Consider the following 19,947-nt stretch of genomic DNA (forward strand, 5'->3'; position numbering starts at 1 on the left):
TTATATTTTTATTATAATAATTTTATTTATATTAGGAATTAAGGCGTGTCAAGTTGTTTCTGACGATATAGGTGGTCAAGATCATGCTTCAATTGTATGGGATGAGTTTATTGGTTTCTGGGTTACTATGTCGGTTTTACCTTTCTTAAATATTTCGATAATCGATTGGAAGTGGTTACTAGCTGGTTTCATTGTTTTTCGTGTTTTAGATATTCTAAAACCATGGCCAATTAGTTGGTTAGATAAAAATATAAATGGAGGCCTAGGTATTATGATTGATGATATTGTTGCTGGTATGATAGCTAGTGTGATTTTATATTTTGTTGGAAAACATTCAGGTTGGATTCTTGTGCACATATGAATTCATAGCACTTTATTTTAAATTAGAAATAATATAAATTTTAAATTATTTCTTTATTGAGCAATGATAGCGATTTTTTATGTTTTTGTTTAAGCAAGTACTTATCTTGGTAAGTTATCTTAACTAAGAAATAGTTTCTTCAGTTCGCAGAGTCAAAATATCATAACCACTAGATGTCACTAATATAGTATGTTCCCATTGTGCAGAATTTTTTCCATCTTCTGTATAAACAGTCCAATTATCATCGGAATCAATAATGCAATTAGACTTGCCAGCATTTATCATTGGTTCAATAGTAAAGCACATTCCTTTTTTTAGGAGATATGAATTATCATTTTTATAGTGCATGATTTGTGGTTCCTCATGGAATTCATTACCAATACCATGGCCACAAAAATCCTTTACAATAGAATATTTAGATCGTGGATTTAGTTTATTATTTTCTTTAATATACTTTTCAATAGCACTACCAATTTCACCAATTTTAACTCCTGGTTTAACCTTTTTAATTCCGATATATAAGGCTTTTTGGGCAACCATACACAATCGTTTATTAGCTTGGGATACTTCTTCTTGACCTACTAAAAACATTTTTGATGTATCACCATAGTAACCTATAGGACGTGTTAAGAGATCTGCATTTTTATCATCTGGAGCAATCACAGTTACATCAATATTAATTATATCTCCATTTTTTAAAACTGCTGGTTTCATTATCCCTTTGCTGTTAAATTTATCTTTATTTGCTGGAATACCATGACAAACAATGTGATTAATCGATGTACAGATTGATTTAGGAAAACCATAGTAATCGAGTGTAGCAGGGTAAGTTCGATTTTTTAAAGCATAATCATGGCAAATCTGATTAAGAGTATTAGTTGTAACACCTTCCTGAATATGAGGTTCTATCATTTCAAGTATTTCAACAGCAACTTTACTTGCTTTTCGTATTTTTTCTATTTCTTCAGCTGTTTTTATCTTTATAGACATAAACTTATCTTTTCTTCTAAGGGTAGTAATTTCTAAAATGATAACAGGAAAAAGTAAGAATGTGTAGATTAGCTATGCATATTTAAAATATAAAAAATCAACTTCTAAAGTTAAAAACTCTTCATTGCTATTAAAATTTTATAGAAATATATTATAAATAGTTATATTATTAGAGAATGATAAAATTAGGTTATTTTGTTGATTTTCCTTATATTTGATATAATATGGGAATTGTTTTCTAAATTCACACATATTTCGACACATGCTTCGGGGTGCCTTTAAGCTTAATATTAGAAAGTAAAAAAGGTCAGGTGCATGGAAATATGGAGGTTTTAACCCCATTGAGGATTTTTATAATGGTACATATATCAATGCGTGACATGCTTAAAGCCGGTGTTCACTTTGGTCATCAAACTCGTTATTGGAACCCAAAAATGGATCCATTTATTTTTGGTTCACGTAATAAAGTTCATATTATCAATTTAGAAAAAACACTTCCAATGTTTAAAACAGCTTTAGCTTCATTATCTAGAATTAGTGATAAGAAAGGCAAAATTCTTTTTGTTGGTACTAAACGTGCCGCTTCTGAAATAGTAAGGGAGACTGCTTCTTTAAGTGAACAATTTTATGTTAATAATCGTTGGTTAGGTGGTATGTTAACTAATTATAAAACTGTTCGTCAATCTATTAAGCGTTTAAAAGACTTAGAATCGCAAGCACAGGACGGTACTTTTAGTAAATTAACTAAGAAAGAAGCATTAATACGAACTCGTGAAATGCAAAAATTAGAAAAATCTCTTGGTGGTATTAAGGATATGGGTGGTTTACCAGATGCTTTATTTATCATTGATGCTACTCATGAACGTATTGCTATTTCAGAGGCAAATAAACTAGGCATCCCAGTATATGCCATTGTTGATACTAATTCTGATCCAGATGGTGTTGATTTTATTATTCCAGGAAACGATGATGCAATTCGGTCAATACGGCTTTACTTAAATGCTGTGACTAAAACTATTATTGATAGTCGACATAATAAAGATGTATTTCCAATTCTTACTTCTGAAGATGAAGATAGTTTTATAGAGGCTTAAATAGTATTTTTTAAAAAAATCAGAAGTTATTTGTTTTGTAGTTCTACCAATTTAGCCTTCTGATTTAAATAAAATTAAGGAAATGATGGAATGGTCCATGTAAATGCTAATTTAGTGATGGAATTACGTAAGCGTACCGGTTCTGGTATGATGGAATGCAAGCAAGCTCTTATTAAAGCGAATGCTAATATAGAAGTAGCAATTGAAAATATGCGTAAGTCTGGTGTATTAACCGCAGAGAAAAAAAGTGCTAGCATTGCAGTAGAGGGACTTGTATTAGTTAAGAAAAGTGATTCTCTTTCAGTGATTCTTGAAGTAAATTGTCAAACTGACTTTGTGGCTAAGGATAAAAAGTTTATAGCTTTTTCAAATAAGGTGCTTGAAGCAGCATTAATTTCTCAACCTTCTATCGAAAAGCTAAAAACTCAGTTTGAAGGAGAGCGTATTAGTTTAGTTGCTCAGTTTGGTGAAAATATTAATATTCGCCGTGTAAAATATGTTAAGGGTAAGGTATTGGCATCTTATTGCCACACTAATAGGATTGGTGTTGTAATTTCTGGGGAAGGAAATTCTGAGATACTTAGGAATATAGCGATGCATATAGCTGCATCTCGACCTGAATTTTTATATCCAACAGATGTACCTGTTAGCTTATTTGAGAAGGAAAAAGCCATTCAATTTGAAATTGCAATGAATGAAAATAAATCATCTGAAATTGTAGAAAGGATTGTATTAGGTCGTATGAAAAAGTTTGTGAATGAAATCTCTCTAACTTCGCAAAATTTTGTTATGGAACCGAAAAAAACAGTAGGTGAAATTCTTAAAGAAAATCTTACTTCAGTTTCTAAATTCATACGTTTGGAACTAGCTGAAGGTATAGAAAAAACTCAAAAGATAAGCTTTGCTGAGGAAGTAGCACAAGTTCAGAGAAATTAGTATTAATTTTTATTTTTGTGACTAGCTTATTTTAGACCGTAGCTAAGGCCACGGTCTTTTTTTTCCTAGTTTGATTTAGAGTTAGTACAATTTATTCTGATTTTAATTAATCTGGGTGATTTCCATGATAATGAACCTAAAACCAATTTACCATCGTATCTTATTAAAATTGAGTGGAGAGGCCTTACAGGGAAAAGAGAAATATGGTATTGATCCTGTTATTCTTCATCGTATAGCTAAAGAATTAAAAGAGATAGTTAAACTTGGAGTTCAAATTGGTATTGTTGTAGGTGGTGGTAATTTATTTCGTGGTGCAGCTCTTGAAAAAGCAGGTATGAACCGAATTATGGCTGATCATATGGGTATGGTAGCTACCGTCATGAATGGTTTAGCGCTATATGATACTTTTCAACGTCTTTCTATAAAAACTCGATTAGTATCTGCTATATCTTTAAATAGTATATGTGATAATTATAATTTTATTGATGTTATTAACCAGTTAGATCAAGGATATGTATTGATTTTTACTGCTGGTACTGGTAATCCATTTTTTACTACTGATTCTGCAGCCTGTCTTCGAGGAATTGAAATTGAAGCTGATATAGTTCTAAAAGCAACGAAGGTTGATGGTATATTTTCTGAGGATCCTATAAGTAATCCAGGAGCAAAGTTATATAAACAATTATCTTATAATGATGTGATAAAAAAAGAATTACAAATAATGGATCTATCAGCTTTTATATTAGCTCGGGATCATAAAATGCCAATTTATGTTTTTAACATGAACAAGCCAGGAATGTTATACAAAGTTGTTATGGGTAAAGCAAAAGGGACTTTAATTTGTAATGAATAAAATTGAAGAATGCATATGTTTATGCCATTTTTATATTTGTTACACATTTCCTATAATATTAAGGTAATACTATGATTTTTAATATTAAAAATAATGCAAAAGAGCGTATGAATAAAAGTATTGAAGTACTGAAAAATAACCTTACTAAGATCCGTACTGGACGTGTACAGCCTAGCATTTTATTTGGTATTTCTGTCGAATATTATGGTAGTGTTACTCCTTTAAATCAAATTGCTAATATTATTGCTGAAGATGCTTGTACTCTTGCAATTACAGTTTTTAATAAGGGACTAGTATCCAAAGTAGAAAAGGCAATTCTTCAGTCTGATTTAGGTTTAAATCCAATGTCTTCTGGTACAGTTATTCGTGTTCCAATTCCTACATTAACAAAGGAGCGGCGAAAAAATTTAGTAAAAATTGTTCGCGTTGAAATCGAAAGCGGACGTGTTGCTATTCGTAATATTCGTCGTGATGCGAATAGTGAACTGAAGATATTACTGCAAGATAAAAAAATTTCAAAAGATGAAGAAAGAAGAGGGCAAGATGAAATCCAAAACATAACAAATAAATCAATAAAGGAAATTGAACTTATTTTAGTTAAAAAAGAAACAGAGCTAACAGAATTTTAAGTGTTATATTTGAAAGTAATTGTGAGGATATAGTGTTTTATACTGTTTTTTTAATTTTTTACTTTAGACTATTTTATAGATTCCTTTATGAAACAGTTTCAATTTTCTAAAGATAACCTTCCTAAACATGTTGCAATTATTATGGATGGTAATGGTCGTTGGGCTGAGTCACAGGGGAAACCTCGGGTATTCGGTCATAAAAATGGTTTAATCGCAATTAGAAAAACTATTTCTGCTGCAGCTAAGTTAGATATAGGGGTGGTTACATTATTTGCTTTCAGCCGCGAAAATTGGCATAGACCTAAGGAAGAGGTAGAAGTATTGATGGAACTGTTAATTACATTATTGTCTGCAGAAGTTAATGATATGCATAAGCATAATCTTTGTCTAAGAATTGTTGGTGATAAAAGTCGGTTTAATAAAAAAATGCAGAAGAAAATTATTCAAGCTGAACGAATGACAGCTATGAATACAGGAATGATTATAAATATTGCAGTAAACTATGGTGGTAAATGGGACCTTGTTGAAACGATGAAAAGGATTGCCATCAAGGTAAATTCCGGAGAAATACACCCTTCGGATATCAGTGAAAATATGATTTCTAATTATCTGATAACATCACGCATACCTGAAATTGACTTATTAATTAGAACTAGCGGAGAATGTAGGGTTAGCAATTTTATGCTTTGGCAGTTAGCATATGCAGAAATGTATTTCACACCAGTTTATTGGCCAGAGTTTGAAGAAAAAAATTTAATTGATGCAGTAACTTGGTTTATTGGACGTGAAAGAAGGTTTGGTTGCACTAGTAAGCAAGTTCAAGCGTTTATAGAAAGTGAATAAAGGGTACTTACTTAATGAAACAAAGGATTTTTACTGCATTGTTTTTGCTTCCTTTAGTTGTAATAGCAATCTTTAAACTTCCTTGGTTTATGTTTGTGATGTTCTTATCTGCTATTATAATGTTTGCTTTTTTTGAATGGCATCGGTTTCTTAGAAGGAAATTTAATCCTCTTCAGTTTATCATACTAGCATTAATATTTAGTGGTTGCAATATAACTGGTATTTTTTTAAATAATATCTTTTTAAATAAGCAGATTAGTATTCACTATGTGATCTTAGCTATTGGAGTAATTTGGTGGCTAATTGCTAGCGCTTTAGTTATTACTTATCCTAATTCAAGTAAATTTTTGTGCTTTTCAAGTGCATTGCATCATGTATTTGGAATATGTACTTTGCTCCCTTTTTTTTGGAGTGTTTTATTATTAAGAGCAGTAGAATCTAATACATACTCTAGCTATGGGGCTAGGTTAGTGTTATTTGTTTTTCTAATTGTTTGGTCAGTTGATATAGGAGCTTATTTTTTTGGGAAAATCATAGGGAAAAGCAAGATGGCTCCATTAGTTAGTCCTAACAAAACAATTGAAGGGTTAATTGGTGGTGTTGTCACTTCACTGATGGTATCTTACTTTTTTTCTCAATTTTTTTGTATTAAATTTTCAAGTTCTATTTCTATGGCGGTAATTATATTTTTTACTATAGTAGTTTCAGTTATGGGAGATCTTGTAGAAAGCATGTTTAAGCGGGTATCAGGTATCAAGGATAGTGGCAGTATTATCCCAGGTCATGGTGGTATTTTAGATCGTATTGATAGTTTAGCTGCTGCTTTTCCAGTGTTTGCTTTTCTTTATCTTATATTTTAAGGATTATATAACTTATTATATCTAATACTAATCAAAGGTTTTTTTATGCATAAAGTAACAATTCTTGGTGCAACAGGTTCAATAGGGTTTAGTACTTTAAAAATAATTGAACAATATTCACATCATTTTTCTATTTTCGCTTTAATAGCAGATAAAAACATTTGCAGAATGTCAACGTTTTGTATGAAATGGAAACCTAAGTATGTTGTTATGGGAACTGCTGCTGCTGCTTGGTCACTTAAAGAGATGTTAATTTCTCTTTCACCTAATACTAAAGTTTTATCTGGTCAGGAAGCAATGTGCAGTGTTGTATCAGAGGATGAAGTAGATATTGTAATGGCGGCTATTTCTGGTTCTGCTGGTTTAATTCCTACTATGGCAGCTTTAAAAGCAGGGAAAAAAGTATTGCTTGCAAATAAGGAAGCTTTGGTAATGTCAGGACAATTATTTATGGATTCTGTTGCGCAATATGGTGGTGAGCTTTTGCCTATTGACAGCGAACATAGTGCCATTTTTCAATGCTTACCAACTGGTATTCAAAATAATTTAGGTCATTGTGATTTAGATGCTTATGGTATTCAAAAAATTTTTTTAACTGGTTCAGGTGGTCCTTTTCGTTGCAATGATATAACAACTTTAAAAGAAGTAACGCCAAGGGAAGCAATCATACATCCAAATTGGTCTATGGGTAAAAAAATTTCAGTAGATTCTGCTACTATGATGAATAAAGGTTTAGAATTTATCGAAGCTAAATGGCTGTTTAATGCTTCTGAATCTCAATTAAAAGTTCTTATTCATCCGCAGTCTGTTATTCACTCTATGGTACAGTATCGAGATTCTTCTGTATTAGCTCAAATGAGTAGACCTGATATGGCAACTGCAATTGGATTTGCTCTGTTTTACCCAGAGCGATTTAATACAGGTGTAAAACCTCTTGATTTTACTCAAATAGGAGAATTAACTTTTCTTGAACCAGATTATAGGCGTTATCCATGCTTACAGCTTGCTATTGATGCATGCTCTGAAGGTCAGCATCTAACTACTATTCTAAATGCTGCAAATGAAATTGCTGTAGATGCATTTTTAAATAATCAGTTACGATTTACTGATATTGCATTAGTTAATGAATTAGTTATGTCCAAAATGTGTTCCATCAATACTCAATTATCCTGCTATAACTTGGAAACATTGTTAGAGCTAGATAGAATGTCTTCCTGTATAGCACATGAAATTGTACGTGAGCACTCTTTATGATAGTTATATTATGGAATTTTATATCTTTTATCATTGCATTAGGTATTTTGATCTTTGTTCATGAATTGGGTCATTTTTTAGTTGCGCGTTTTTTTGGTGTTAAAGTTGAGAAATTTTCTATAGGTTTGGGTAAATCTATTTGGAAAAAAGTAGATAAGCATGGTACTGAATATTGTTTTTCAATGATCCCCATTGGGGGATATATCCAAATGCTCGATACTAGAGTTAATAAATTAGGAAAAGAGGAACAGTGTTTTGCTTTTGATAAACAGAAGATATGGAAACGTATTGCCATAGTGATCGCAGGACCAATATCAAATTTTCTTTTTGCAATATTTATTTATTTTTTTGTATTTTTAATCGGAATTTCTGCTATTAAGCCTATTATTGGTAATGTTAAACCTAATTCAATTGCTGATTATGGTGGATTAAAAGTTGGGATGGAATTAACTTCTATTTCAAATATTCAGACCCCTGATTGGAATGCAGTGAATATAGCTCTTATGTCTAATATTGGTAATAAGCATCTTACCTTGACAGTGAAATCTGAAAGCAATAAATACTTTTTTCATGATGAAATGAAAGTATTAGATTTAGCTTTATGGAATTTTAAACCAAATGAAGAGACTGTTATTGAATCTCTTGGAGTAGTACCTTATTTTCCAGATATTTTATTAACTTTATCTCATGTACTGGAAGGAACCGCGGCAGATAGAGCTGGGTTTCAATCGGGAGATTCAATAGTTTCAGTGAATGGAATACTAATTAAAAAATGGGATCAAGTGGTTAATTTGATACGCTCAAATCCAAATCGGTTTTTAATGTTTGTTATTGACAGAAATGGAGAAAAATTGGAGTTGCCTTTAATACCTGACAGTAAAAAAAACCGATTTGGAGAGATAGTAGGTGTTGCTGGCTTAGTGCCTGAAACTGATAAGTGGCCTGAAAATTATCAATTTAAGTTGCAATACAGTATATTTGAATCTATAGGTAAAGCTATAGAAAAAACAAAAAACCTTATTAAGTTGACAGTTAGTCTCCTAATAAAACTATTAGTTCAAGATTTAGGTTTAGATCAACTTAGTGGTCCGATAACAATTGCTAAAAGTGCAGGGACCACAGCTAGCTATGGTTTTGTATATTTTCTCAGCTTTTTAGGTTTAATCAGTATTAATCTTGGTGTTATAAATTTAGTTCCACTTCCCATGCTAGATGGTGGGCATTTATTTTTTCTTATTATAGAAGCAATTATTCGTCGACCAATCTCTAAAAAAGTGCAAGAAATAGGATATATCATAGGGGGGGTAATTATCTTCTTCCTAATGAGTATAGCACTTTTAAATGATTTTTCTCGTTTATAAAAGGAATAACTGCGTTAGATATAATATAATGAAAAATATCCTGTTTGCAAGTTTGCTTATAATCAGTCTATTAGCGTATAGTACTGAGAGTGATTCTTTTCCTTTCATCGTTCAAGATATAAAAGTAGAGGGATTACAACGTATTGAACTTGATTTGGCTTTGCTAAAGATACCAATTAAAATTGGTGACCTTGTTTATCAAAAAGATGTAACTAATATTATTAAATCTCTTTATGAATTAAGTGTCTTTGAAAATATAAAAGTATTACGTGATGATAATATATTGATTATTCAGCTTAAAGAACGACCAATCATAGCCAGTATTTCATTTTCTGGTAATAAGCTGATTCAAACGGATAAATTGCAACAAAATTTAGATATTTTAGGTATTACTATTGGTAATTCTTTAGACAAGGCTGCCCTTTTTAAGATTGAGAGAAAGCTTGAAGAATTTTATTCTAGCGTAGGGAGATATAATACGACAGTTAAAGCTATTATAAATATTTTGCCTCATAATCGCGTTGATTTAACATTTTCATTTACTGAAAGTGTTCCTGCTAAAATTTATCAAATTAATTTTATTGGTAATGAAGTTTTTACTGAACAAGAATTGCTTAGTCAATTTAAATTAAATGTTAACTTACTTTGGTGGAATATTTCAGGAAATAACAAATATCAAGAGCAAATTTTAGCACGTGATATTGAAGCTTTAAAAGCTTTTTACTCTAATCAGGGTTATATAAAGTTTAAAATAAATTCAACTCAAGTAAGTCTTTCTCCTGATAAAAAAGGTGTTTATATTACTTTATGGATTGATGAAGGGTTACCATATACAGTCAAAGAAGTTCGTTTTCAAAATAATTTTATTGAGGTAGATGATAAATTTAAAGATGCTATACCATTCAAATATGGTGAAATATATAATTCATCCCTTTTAAGACATTTTGAAGAAAAAATTGAGCTTATTCTTGATGAAAGGGGTTATCTCCATTCTAAAGTTCAGACCTCTATAAAGTTTGATGATCAAAATCAAGAGGTTTCTTTGATTGTTAATATTCAAGATAGAAATCGTATATATGTGAATAATATTCATTTTTTTGGTAACTATGCAACTAAAGATAGCGTATTGCGTCGTGAAATGCGACAAATGGAGGGAAGTTTACTAAATCTTGCATTAGTTGATATGGGCAAAATGCGTCTTTATCGTCTTGGATTCTTTGAAACAGTAGATGTTCAGATTGTTCCTGTTCTAGGAACTGAAGATAAAGTAAATGTGATATATAAAGTTAAAGAGCTCCGTTCTGGTAATCTAAATTTAGGGATTGGTTACGGTAGTGAGTCTGGTATAAATTTTCATTCTGGATTAAAACAAGAGAATTTTTTCGGTTCTGGTAATCATTTAGCTATTAATGTAAAGATAAACCGTTATCAGAAGAATATTGCTTTAGATTATAGAGAACCATACTTTAATTTAGATGGTATTAGTTTTGGGGGGAAAATTTTTTACGATGAGTTTGAAGCCTTAGCAGCAGGAATTGTCGATTATACTAGCCAAAGTTATGGTGCTGAACTTAACTGGGGTTTCCCATTTGACGAGCTTAATTTTTTCGAAGTTAGTATTGGTTATACTCGTAGTAACATTGGTAATTTATCTCCTTATCTCCAAGTAGAACAATTTTTAATTTCACAATCTAATAATATTTCTAGTAATGGTTTGCTTAAAATCAATGATATTGCCATGAATATAGCATGGACACGAAATAACTTAAACCGTACTTATTTTCCAACTGAGGGTAATTATCAACATGCATTTTATAAGATGACTTTGCCTAATTCTAATGTTCGTTTTTTTAAAATGCAGTACGATTTAAGACAGTATTTTCCATTAACTAAAAATCATAAATTTGTATTGTTAATGCGTGCTCAAATTGGTTATGGTAATGGTTATGGTAAAAGGAACAATAAGGATCATCTTTTACCGTTTTACGAAAATTATCATATAGGAGGATTTAGCACTTTACGTGGGTTTGCTCAAAACTCTGCGGGTCCAAAAGCTGTGTATCATGATTTTTCAGATTCAAATAATGGATTTTACACTGCAACTCGTCGTCCAGTTGGTGGTAATGCTATCATATTAGGGGGAATGGAATTGATTGTTCCAACTCCATCTTCATCAAATACATTGGCTGATCGGGTACGCACTAGTTTATTTATTGATATAGCAAGTGTTTGGGATACTGAGTTTAATTACGTTTCTAATATCCATGCTGGAAAAGAGTACTATTACGATTACTCAAATCCATTAAATTATCGTGCTTCATATGGTCTCACAGTTCAATGGCATTCTCCATTAGGACCTTTAGTATTTTCATTTGCTAAACCAATTAAAATTTATCAGGGTGATGATAGAAAATTTTTTACTTTTGATATTGCTAGAACTTTTTAATAACTGAAAGGAATATACCTTGAATAAAATAATAATTTTTTTTTCTATTGGTCTCATTTGTTTAAAGTCTTCGTTTTTGTCTAGTGCAGATGAAGTTATTCAAAAAATAGGTTATGTTGATACTACTCAGGTTTTTCAAACATTACCACAACTTGAACTTGTTCTAAGGCAAATGAAGGAGGAGTTTAAAGATAAGGCAGATGAGTTAAAAATCATTCAATCTGATGCTCGGATTAAAATTGATAAATTAAACCGTGATTCTAATTTAATGAGTTTAGATGAGATAGAAAAACTTCGCATAGAGATTAGTCAATTGGAAAGTACGTACAAGATTAAATTTCAAGCATTGGAAAAAGCTTCTAGCCTTCGTGAAGCTGAAGAGAAACAGAAGCTTTTTAAAGTAATTCAAGATGCTGTAAAAGAAGTAGCAGAAAAAGGGAATTATGACATGATTCTTGATATAAAAGCATTTATCTATGCTAAGCCTAATTTCAATATTTCTCAAGAAGTAATAGAAGCACTAAAAAAATAAATACCTATGATAAAATTAACTTTAGCTGAATTAGCTTCTATAACTGGTGGGAAGTTATATGGAAATGCTAATGCAATTGTTACATCAGTAGCTCCAATAGATAAGGCAACAAAGGGATGTATTACTTTTTTATCAAATCTTAAATATAAGAAATACTTAGCAAATTGTAATGCAACAGCCATAATATTTGACAAGAAGATTGGGTATGAACAGTTCCAGGGAAGTGTATTGCTTGTAGATGATTCTTATGTAGCATTTGCAAAAGTAGCTCAAGTTTTTGATATTACACCAAAACCATCAGAGAATATTTCTACTTTTGCTGTTGTACATGAAAATGTACTCTTTGGGAAGAGTGTCTCTATTGGAGCTCATTCAATAATTGAGTCAGGTGTTAAATTAGGAGATAACACTATCATTGGTCCAGGTTGCTTTATTGGTAGGAATGTTATTCTCGGTAAGAATACTACAGTGTGGGCTAACGTTACTATTTATCATGAAGTAATTATTGGTAATCAGTGTTTAATTCAATCTGGAGCAGTGATTGGTTCCGATGGATTTGGTTATGCTAATGAGAAAGGTGAGTGGATTAAGATCCCTCAGGTAGGTACAGTTCGCATTGGAAATCGAGTTGAAATTGGTGCATGTACGACCATTGACCGTGGTGCATTAGAAGATACTATAATTGAAGATAATGTTATTTTAGATAATCAGTTACAGATTGCTCATAATGTGCAAATTGGATATGGTACAGCTATAGCTGGTGGTACAATTATTGCTGGTAGTACTAGGATAGGAAAGTATTGTACTATTGGAGGTGGGAGTGTAATTAATGGGCATATTGAAATTACTAATGGTGTAACAATTACAGGTATGTCGATGGTAGTACGAGGAATTTCTAAAAAAGGAGTCTACTCATCAGGTATTCCATTGCAACTTAATAAGGACTGGCGTAAAACTGCAACTCGAGTTCACCGTATTGATGAGATGAATAAACGTTTAAAAGCGCTGGAAAGGTTATTTAAAGAAAGTAAAACGGAATCTTAATTATCTTGCTTTTCTTATATAAAAGCTTATCAAATAATGTACGCCCTATCGCTTGTAGTGGATAATATTAAATAGATTTTTATAGGAATGTTACTTTGATTACTGAAAAGAAGACGCTGGATATTATGGAAATTAAGGAACTTCTTCCCCACCGTTATCCGTTTTTATTGATTGATCGTGTTATAGATTTTCAAGAAAAAAAATATTTGACTGCTATCAAAAATGTGTCAGTAAATGAATCTCAATTTGTTGGTCATTTCCCAAAGCTACCTATTTTACCTGGTGTATTAATTCTTGAAGCAATGGCTCAAGCAACTGGGTTATTAGGTTTTAAGTCGTTTGGTATACCAGCAGATAACGAGTTATATTATTTTGCTAGCGTTGATAAAGCTAAATTTCGTAAACCTGTAATACCAGGTGATCAATTAATAATTAAGGTTAGGTTTTTAAAAGGACGTCGTGGGATTGCTGCATTTAATTGTGTAGCAAAAGTTGATGGTGATGTTGTTTGTTCTGCTGAATTGAAGTGTGCTCGTCGAGAGTTTTAATATGATTCATGAAACGGCTCAAATCCACCCAAGTGCGGTGGTAGAGGACGGTGTAGTGATTGGAGCTAATGTGGTGGTTGGTCCTTTTACTTACATTGCTTCTAATGCCAAAATTGGTCAGGGTACCGAGATTATGTCTCATGTAGTTATTAAAGGACCAACAATTATTGGTAAAGATAATCATATTTTTCCGTTTGCAATTATTGGTGAAGATTGTCAAGACAAAAAATATCAAGGAGAGAATACTCGGTTAGTTGTTGGCGATAGAAATGTCATTCGAGAAAGTGTGCAAATGCATCGAGGTACAACACAAGATAAAGGGATGACTTTGGTCGGTAACGATAATTTGTTTTGTGTTAATGTTCATATCGCTCATGATTGTATTATAGGAGATAATATTATTATTGGAAATAATGCTACTTTAGCAGGTCATGTAAAAATTGAAGATTATGCCGTTCTTTCAGCTTTATCTCCTGTGCATCAGTTTTGTACTATTGGGGCACATAGTTTTATCGGTGGTGCCTCTGTTGTAGTTCAGGATGTACCTCCGTATATTATGGCTCAAGGGAATCATTGTAAACCTTTTGGTATCAATATAGAGGGACTAAAGCGTCGTGGTTTTAAAAAGCTTGAAATTCGTGCAATTCGTATTGCATATAAAGAAATTTATCGTAGTGGTAAAACGATATCAGAAGTAAAACCTATTTTAAAAAATATGGCAAAGGAATATCCATCAATTGCTTTATTTACTAGATTAATTGAAAGTTCTACTCGCGGTATTATTCGCTGACAGAAAAAAGTTTTGTTTCATTTTTTGTTATTTTTGAACTAAAAAAATTGGATTTTTTAAATGAAAAGATGCTTAACCGTTGGTATTGTAGCTGGTGAATTATCTGGTGACAATCTAGGTGAAGGTTTAATCAAAGAAATTAAAATTCAATATTCTAATTCAAAATTTGTTGGTATTGGTGGTCCTAAAATGAAAAACCAAGGATTACAATCTCTATATAATATTGAAGAACTTTCAACCATGGGATTATTTGAGATATTTTTAAGGCTACCTAGATTACTCAAAATTAAAACTGCATTAGTGCAATATTTTACAAAAAATCAACCAGATATCTTTATTGGTATTGATTCGCCAGATTTTAATTTGCGGTTAGAATCTTCTTTAAAACAAATTGGTATTAAAACTATTCATTATGTAAGTCCTTCAGTTTGGGCATGGAGACCAAAACGTATTTTAAAAATTGCCTCAGCAACAGATTTAGTATTAGTATTATTCCCATTTGAAAAAGAGTTTTATGATAAGTATCAAATTTCATGTAAGTTTATTGGTCATGCGCTTGCCGATATAATCCCTATGCACTCAAAACAACGAAAAGCTCAGAAAAAATTACAATTAGATCATAATAAACAATGGCTAGCAGTCATGCCAGGTAGTCGATTACAAGAGGTTCGGTTAATATCTAAACCATTTATTGAAACTTGTATTATGGTAAGAAAGAAGCATCCAAATATTGGATTTTTAGTGGCTGCTGCAAATGAAAAGCTAGAACAAGAATTTAAGATGATTTGGAATTTTCTTGCACCTGATTTAGAATTTATAATAGTAAGAGATGAAGTTCACAATGTGATCATTGCTTCAGATTCAGTATTACTAGCTTCTGGTACAGTTTCACTAGAGTGTATGTTGTTCAAACGTCCAATGGTTGTTGGCTATAAAGTGAATCTATTAACAGCATGGTTACTTAAAAGATTAGTTAGGATAAAATTTTGCTCATTGCCAAATATTTTAGCTGGAGAAGAATTAGTTAAAGAATTTGTTTTAAATGAGTGTACTTCAGAATTTCTTTTTCCTGCAGTAGATAATATGCTTAGAACTGATCATACAACTTTAATAGAACGTTTTAATCAACTACATCAATCGATTAGAAAAAATGCTGATAAAGAAGCTGCTAAAGCTGTTCTCAAATTAATTAGTAAGTGAAGTTTTATCATCATGTTTGTAAAAAAACAACCAAGATTCCCTTTTTTTAATTATCCTGAAGGTTATAAGTATATAGCTGGTGTGGATGAGGTAGGTCGTGGTCCATTAGTTGGTAGCGTTGTAGCCGTCGCTGTTATTCTTGATCCAAATAATTTAATTGAAGGTCTAAATGATTCAAAAAAAATGTCTGAAAAAAAACGATTAATGATTTTCCCCAAGATTCAAGAAAAAGCATTGGCATGGTCAATTGGTCATAGTTCAGCACAAGAAATTGATCAATTAAATATTTTGCAAGCAACAATGCTTGCAATGCAAAGAGCAATTTCAAACCTTAAAATCAAACCAGATCTCGCGTTAATTGATGGTAATCAAGTACCAAAATTACCGATGGATTCTATTGCAGTAATCAAAGGTGATGCACAAGTATCAGAGATTTCTGCTGCATCAATTTTAGCTAAAGTGATTCGTGACCGCGAAATGAAGGTGCTTGATCAAAAGTATCCTCAATTTGGTTTTATTAAACATAAAGGTTACCCAACTAAATTTCATTTATCTGCTCTCAAAGAGTATGGCATAATTGAAGAACATAGAAAAAGCTTCAAACCAATACAACGAATACTAAATTATAAAGTAAAATGAAAAACTTCAATATGTTCAAGACTATTGTTTTGTAATATTTTATTATCTTTAGGAATAATTAATGTTAGATCCAAAATTCATCCATCTTCGAATCCATAGTGATTTTTCAATGGTTGATGGTTTATCTAAAATTCCCTCCTTAGTTAAAAGAGTTTCCCAATTTGGTATGCCTGCCATGGCGTTAACTGATTTTACTAATCTATGTGGTTTAGTAAAATTTTATCTTTCTGCTCAAAGTTATGGTATCAAACCTATTATAGGAGCAGATTTTTTAGTCCGATCTATTGAATTTATTAATGAGTTTACTAACTTAACAATTTTAGCAGCTAATAATGAGGGGTATAAAAATCTTACTTTATTAATTTCAAAAGCATATTTAAGAGGTTATATTCAAAATAAACCTGCTATAGATAAAAGATGGTTAGTTGAACATTCTAAAGGATTAATTCTTTTATCTGGAGGTAAAAGTGGTGACCTTGGTAAGGCTTTCTTAAAAAAAAAATATCGTTTAGTTGAACAATGCATCAATTTTTATCTGAAATATTTTCCAGATCACTTTTATTTAGAATTAATTCGAACTGATCGAGAAAATGAAGAAAATTACCTATATTTTGCATTAGAATTAGCTGAGAAATTTAATTTACCAGTTGTTGCAACTAATGAAGTAGTTTTTCTGGATCAGGCTTTTTTTGATGCTCATGAAATTCGCGTCGCGATTCATAACGGTTTTACATTAAATGACCACCGCCGTACAAAGAATTATAGTCCAAAACAATATCTTCGTACACAAAAAGAAATGTGTGAACTTTTTTCTGACATTCCTGAAGCACTACAAAATAGTGTTGAGATTGCGAAACGATGCAATGTAACTATTCAACTAGGAGAATATTTTCTTCCAAACTTTCCTACAGAAGGAATGGAGATTAAGACTTTTTTGGTTAAGCGAGCAGAAGAAGGATTGGAAGAACGGTTAAGATATCTTTTTTCTAGTGAACAAGAGTATCAAAAGCATAAGAAAAAATATAAAGAACGTTTATATACTGAACTAGAAGTTATTAATAAAATGGGCTTTCCAGGATATTTTTTGATTGTTATGGAATTTATTCAATGGTCAAAAGATAATTCTATTCCAGTCGGGCCAGGACGTGGTTCAGGTGCTGGTTCTTTAGTAGCTTATTCACTAAAAATAACAGATTTAGATCCAATAGAATATGGTTTGTTATTTGAACGTTTTTTAAATCCAGAACGTGTATCGATGCCTGATTTTGATATAGATTTTTGTATGGAAAAACGTGATCAAGTCATTGATCATGTTGCGGATATGTATGGTCGCGATGCAGTATCGCAAATTATTACTTTTGGTACGATGACTGCAAAAGCAGTAATTAGAGATGTTGGTCGTGTATTAGGTTATCCGTTTAGTTTTGTAAATCGGATTTCTAAGTTAGTTCCTATTGATGTTGGAATGACTTTAGCTAAAGCACTAGATGGTGAATCTGAGTTATCTGAATTATATAATCATGATGAAGAAATTAAAGAACTAATTGATAAATGTCAAATTCTTGAAGGTTGTATTCGTAATGTAGGTAAACATGCTGGTGGTGTGGTAATTGCACCTACTAGAATTACTGATTTTTCTCCTATCCACTGTGATTCAGAAGGTAATTTCCCTATTACTCAATTTGATAAAAATGATATTGAAATGGTGGGTTTAGTCAAGTTTGATTTTTTGGGGTTACGTACCTTAACTATAATTGATGAAGTTCTTTCTTTAGTTAACCTTCGTTTAGAAAAAGAAAATAAAGAGTCTATTAGACTTGATTCTATTCCACTTAATGATCAAGCATCCTTCAAAGCATTGCAGAATGCTGAAACAACTGGAATATTTCAACTTGAATCCTCTGGTATAAAAGATCTGATAAAACGACTTAAACCTGATTGTTTTGAAGATATTATTGCCTTAGTAGCATTATTTCGTCCTGGACCTTTAAAATCAGGAATGGTTGATAATTTTATTGATCGTAAACATGGACGTGAAAAAATATCTTATCCCGATGAAACTTGGCAACATGAATCATTAAAAGAGATACTTATCTCAACTTATGGAATTATTTTGTATCAGGAGCAAGTAATGCAAATTGCTCAAGTTCTTGCTGGTTATACGCTTGGTAGTGCAGATGTACTTCGTCGTGCTATGAGTAAAAAACAACCAGAAGAAATGGATAGACAACGTTCTATTTTTAAGGATGGTTCAGAAAAAAATGGTATAGATTCTACATTATCTATGAAAATATTTGATTTAGTAGAAAAATTTTCAAGTTATGGTTTTAATAAATCTCATTCTACTGCATATGCATTAATTTCCTATCAAACATTATGGTTAAAAACACACTATCCAGCTGAGTTTATGGCAGCCGTAATGACAGCTGATATGGATAATACTGAGAAGATTGTTGCTTTAGTTGATGAATGTCTTCGTATGAATATTAAACTACTTCCTCCTGATATCAATCTAGGGTTTTATCAATTTCATGTCAATGATGCTGGAGTAATTATTTATGGTATTGGTGCAATAAAAGGTGTTGGTGAAGGAGCTATTAATTCTGTAATTGACGCTCGTACTAAAGGTGGTTATTTTAACGACTTATTTGATTTTTGTGCTAGAATTGACTCTAGAAAGATTAATAAAAGTGTAATTGAGAAACTGATTTATTCTGGTGCCTTAGATCAATTAGGTCCACATCGTGCTGCTTTAATGGCATCATTAAATGATGCCATTAAAGCAGCTAGCCAACATAATCAAGATAAATCATCTGGTCAGACCGATATGTTTGGTGTGTTGAGAAACTCAACAAAGAGCAGATATTTTAAAGTATCTCCTTGGGAAGAGAAAGTTTGGTTAGAAGGTGAACGAAGTACACTTGGTCTTTATCTAACTGGTCACCCAATTAATAAGTATCTTAGTGAAATTAGTCATTATGTTAATTGTCAAATAAAAGATATAAAACTTGCTAAACAGCAACGCATTATTATCTGTGGTTTAGTGATTGCGATTAGAATCACTACAACTAAATATGGAAAGAAAATGGCTTTAATGACACTGGATGACCGGTCTAGCTGTATTGAGGTTATAGTTTTTTCTAAGCTTTTCAGCAGATATGTAGAAAAATTTAAAAAAGATCAGATCTTAGTAATTTCTGGACACGTTGACTTTGATAATTTTAAAGGTACTCTTAAAATATTAGCGAATGAAGTAATGGATTTGTTAACTGCTCGTAAAAAATATGTTAGTAATGTATCTGTTACGATTACAGAATCACAAATAGATTCAAATTTTCTAGATGCTTTTAGACAGATATTATTAAATCATCTATCAGATTGTATTCCTATTAATGTATACTATCAACGTTCAGATGCTAAGGCTTGTGTAATACTTGGAAACAAGTGGAAAGTAATACCAAGTGATAAATTGTTGGATGAATTAGAAAAATTATGTGGTAAAAAACAAGTAGAACTCGAATTTAAATTTCCTATTAAACTAGAAAGTAACATAAAGAGTCTATAGAA

General features: G+C 31.5%; 18 protein-coding genes. 17 read left to right on the forward strand and 1 reads right to left on the reverse strand.

Annotated features, from left to right (window positions below):
• On the forward strand, positions 1-361 hold a 361-nt coding region (locus CF66_RS00685), incomplete at its 5' end, for a phosphatidylglycerophosphatase A (RefSeq protein WP_034411211.1).
• A gap of 123 nt (positions 362-484) precedes the next feature.
• On the opposite strand, the gene map is transcribed toward CF66_RS00685, so the two are convergent.
• Complete coding sequence (gene map, locus CF66_RS00690) at positions 485-1,351, reverse strand: type I methionyl aminopeptidase (protein WP_016503729.1); 867 nt, start codon at positions 1,349-1,351, stop codon at positions 485-487.
• Positions 1,352-1,707: 356 nt separating this feature from the next.
• On the opposite strand from map, the gene rpsB reads away from it, so the two are divergent.
• The 16 genes from rpsB (at position 1,708) to dnaE (ending at position 19,945) form a co-directional block, all read left to right on the forward strand.
• Entirely contained in the window at positions 1,708-2,445 is a 738-nt protein-coding gene (gene rpsB, locus CF66_RS00695) for a 30S ribosomal protein S2 (protein WP_016503728.1), read from the forward strand.
• A gap of 90 nt (positions 2,446-2,535) precedes the next feature.
• Entirely contained in the window at positions 2,536-3,381 is an 846-nt protein-coding gene (gene tsf / locus CF66_RS00700) for a translation elongation factor Ts (RefSeq protein ID WP_016503727.1), read from the forward strand.
• A 124-nt stretch (positions 3,382-3,505) separates the two neighbouring features.
• On the forward strand, positions 3,506-4,234 hold the full coding sequence (gene pyrH / locus CF66_RS00705) for a UMP kinase (RefSeq protein ID WP_016503726.1): 729 nt from the start codon (positions 3,506-3,508) through the stop codon (positions 4,232-4,234).
• Positions 4,235-4,305: 71 nt separating this feature from the next.
• The gene (gene frr / locus CF66_RS00710) at positions 4,306-4,863 is read left to right on the forward strand and encodes a ribosome recycling factor (RefSeq protein ID WP_016503725.1); all 558 of its coding nucleotides are present in this window, start codon (positions 4,306-4,308) and stop codon (positions 4,861-4,863) included.
• A gap of 87 nt (positions 4,864-4,950) precedes the next feature.
• Positions 4,951-5,706, forward strand: a complete 756-nt coding sequence (gene uppS / locus CF66_RS00715; protein ID WP_016503724.1) for an undecaprenyl pyrophosphate synthase — start codon at positions 4,951-4,953, stop codon at positions 5,704-5,706.
• A 14-nt stretch (positions 5,707-5,720) separates the two neighbouring features.
• A complete protein-coding gene (locus CF66_RS00720; protein ID WP_034411214.1) occupies positions 5,721-6,566 on the forward strand; it encodes a phosphatidate cytidylyltransferase in 846 nt (281 codons plus the stop codon).
• 45 nt (positions 6,567-6,611) lie between these two features.
• Entirely contained in the window at positions 6,612-7,820 is a 1,209-nt protein-coding gene (gene ispC, locus CF66_RS00725; RefSeq protein ID WP_016503722.1) for a 1-deoxy-D-xylulose-5-phosphate reductoisomerase, read from the forward strand.
• Positions 7,817-9,181, forward strand: a complete 1,365-nt coding sequence (gene rseP / locus CF66_RS00730; RefSeq protein WP_034411216.1) for a sigma E protease regulator RseP — start codon at positions 7,817-7,819, stop codon at positions 9,179-9,181. Before ispC ends, rseP begins: the two co-directional genes overlap by 4 nt.
• Before the next feature lie 28 nt (positions 9,182-9,209).
• Positions 9,210-11,627 (forward strand): outer membrane protein assembly factor BamA, encoded by a 2,418-nt coding sequence (gene bamA, locus CF66_RS00735; RefSeq protein ID WP_034411218.1) that lies wholly within the window; start codon positions 9,210-9,212, stop codon positions 11,625-11,627.
• Positions 11,628-11,646: 19 nt separating this feature from the next.
• Positions 11,647-12,159: an OmpH/Skp family outer membrane protein gene (locus CF66_RS00740; protein ID WP_034411219.1), complete on the forward strand. Its 513-nt coding sequence runs from the start codon at positions 11,647-11,649 to the stop codon at positions 12,157-12,159.
• A 6-nt stretch (positions 12,160-12,165) separates the two neighbouring features.
• Positions 12,166-13,203, forward strand: a complete 1,038-nt coding sequence (gene lpxD / locus CF66_RS00745; RefSeq protein WP_034411221.1) for a UDP-3-O-(3-hydroxymyristoyl)glucosamine N-acyltransferase — start codon at positions 12,166-12,168, stop codon at positions 13,201-13,203.
• 95 nt (positions 13,204-13,298) lie between these two features.
• A complete protein-coding gene (fabZ, locus tag CF66_RS00750; protein ID WP_034411223.1) occupies positions 13,299-13,751 on the forward strand; it encodes a 3-hydroxyacyl-ACP dehydratase FabZ in 453 nt (150 codons plus the stop codon).
• Position 13,752: 1 nt separating this feature from the next.
• Entirely contained in the window at positions 13,753-14,541 is a 789-nt protein-coding gene (gene lpxA, locus CF66_RS00755; RefSeq protein ID WP_034411225.1) for an acyl-ACP--UDP-N-acetylglucosamine O-acyltransferase, read from the forward strand.
• Between the two features lie 60 nt (positions 14,542-14,601).
• Positions 14,602-15,741, forward strand: coding sequence for a lipid-A-disaccharide synthase (gene lpxB / locus CF66_RS00760; RefSeq protein ID WP_016503715.1), 1,140 nt, complete (start codon positions 14,602-14,604; stop codon positions 15,739-15,741).
• A 12-nt stretch (positions 15,742-15,753) separates the two neighbouring features.
• Positions 15,754-16,380, forward strand: a complete 627-nt coding sequence (gene rnhB, locus CF66_RS00765) for a ribonuclease HII (RefSeq protein WP_034411228.1) — start codon at positions 15,754-15,756, stop codon at positions 16,378-16,380.
• A gap of 61 nt (positions 16,381-16,441) precedes the next feature.
• The gene (gene dnaE, locus CF66_RS00770; protein ID WP_052541651.1) at positions 16,442-19,945 is read left to right on the forward strand and encodes a DNA polymerase III subunit alpha; all 3,504 of its coding nucleotides are present in this window, start codon (positions 16,442-16,444) and stop codon (positions 19,943-19,945) included.
• Positions 19,946-19,947 lie beyond the last annotated feature (2 nt).

Source organism: Candidatus Photodesmus anomalopis (genome assembly GCF_000731785.2).
Lineage (GTDB): Bacteria > Pseudomonadota > Gammaproteobacteria > Enterobacterales > Vibrionaceae > Vibrio > Vibrio anomalopis.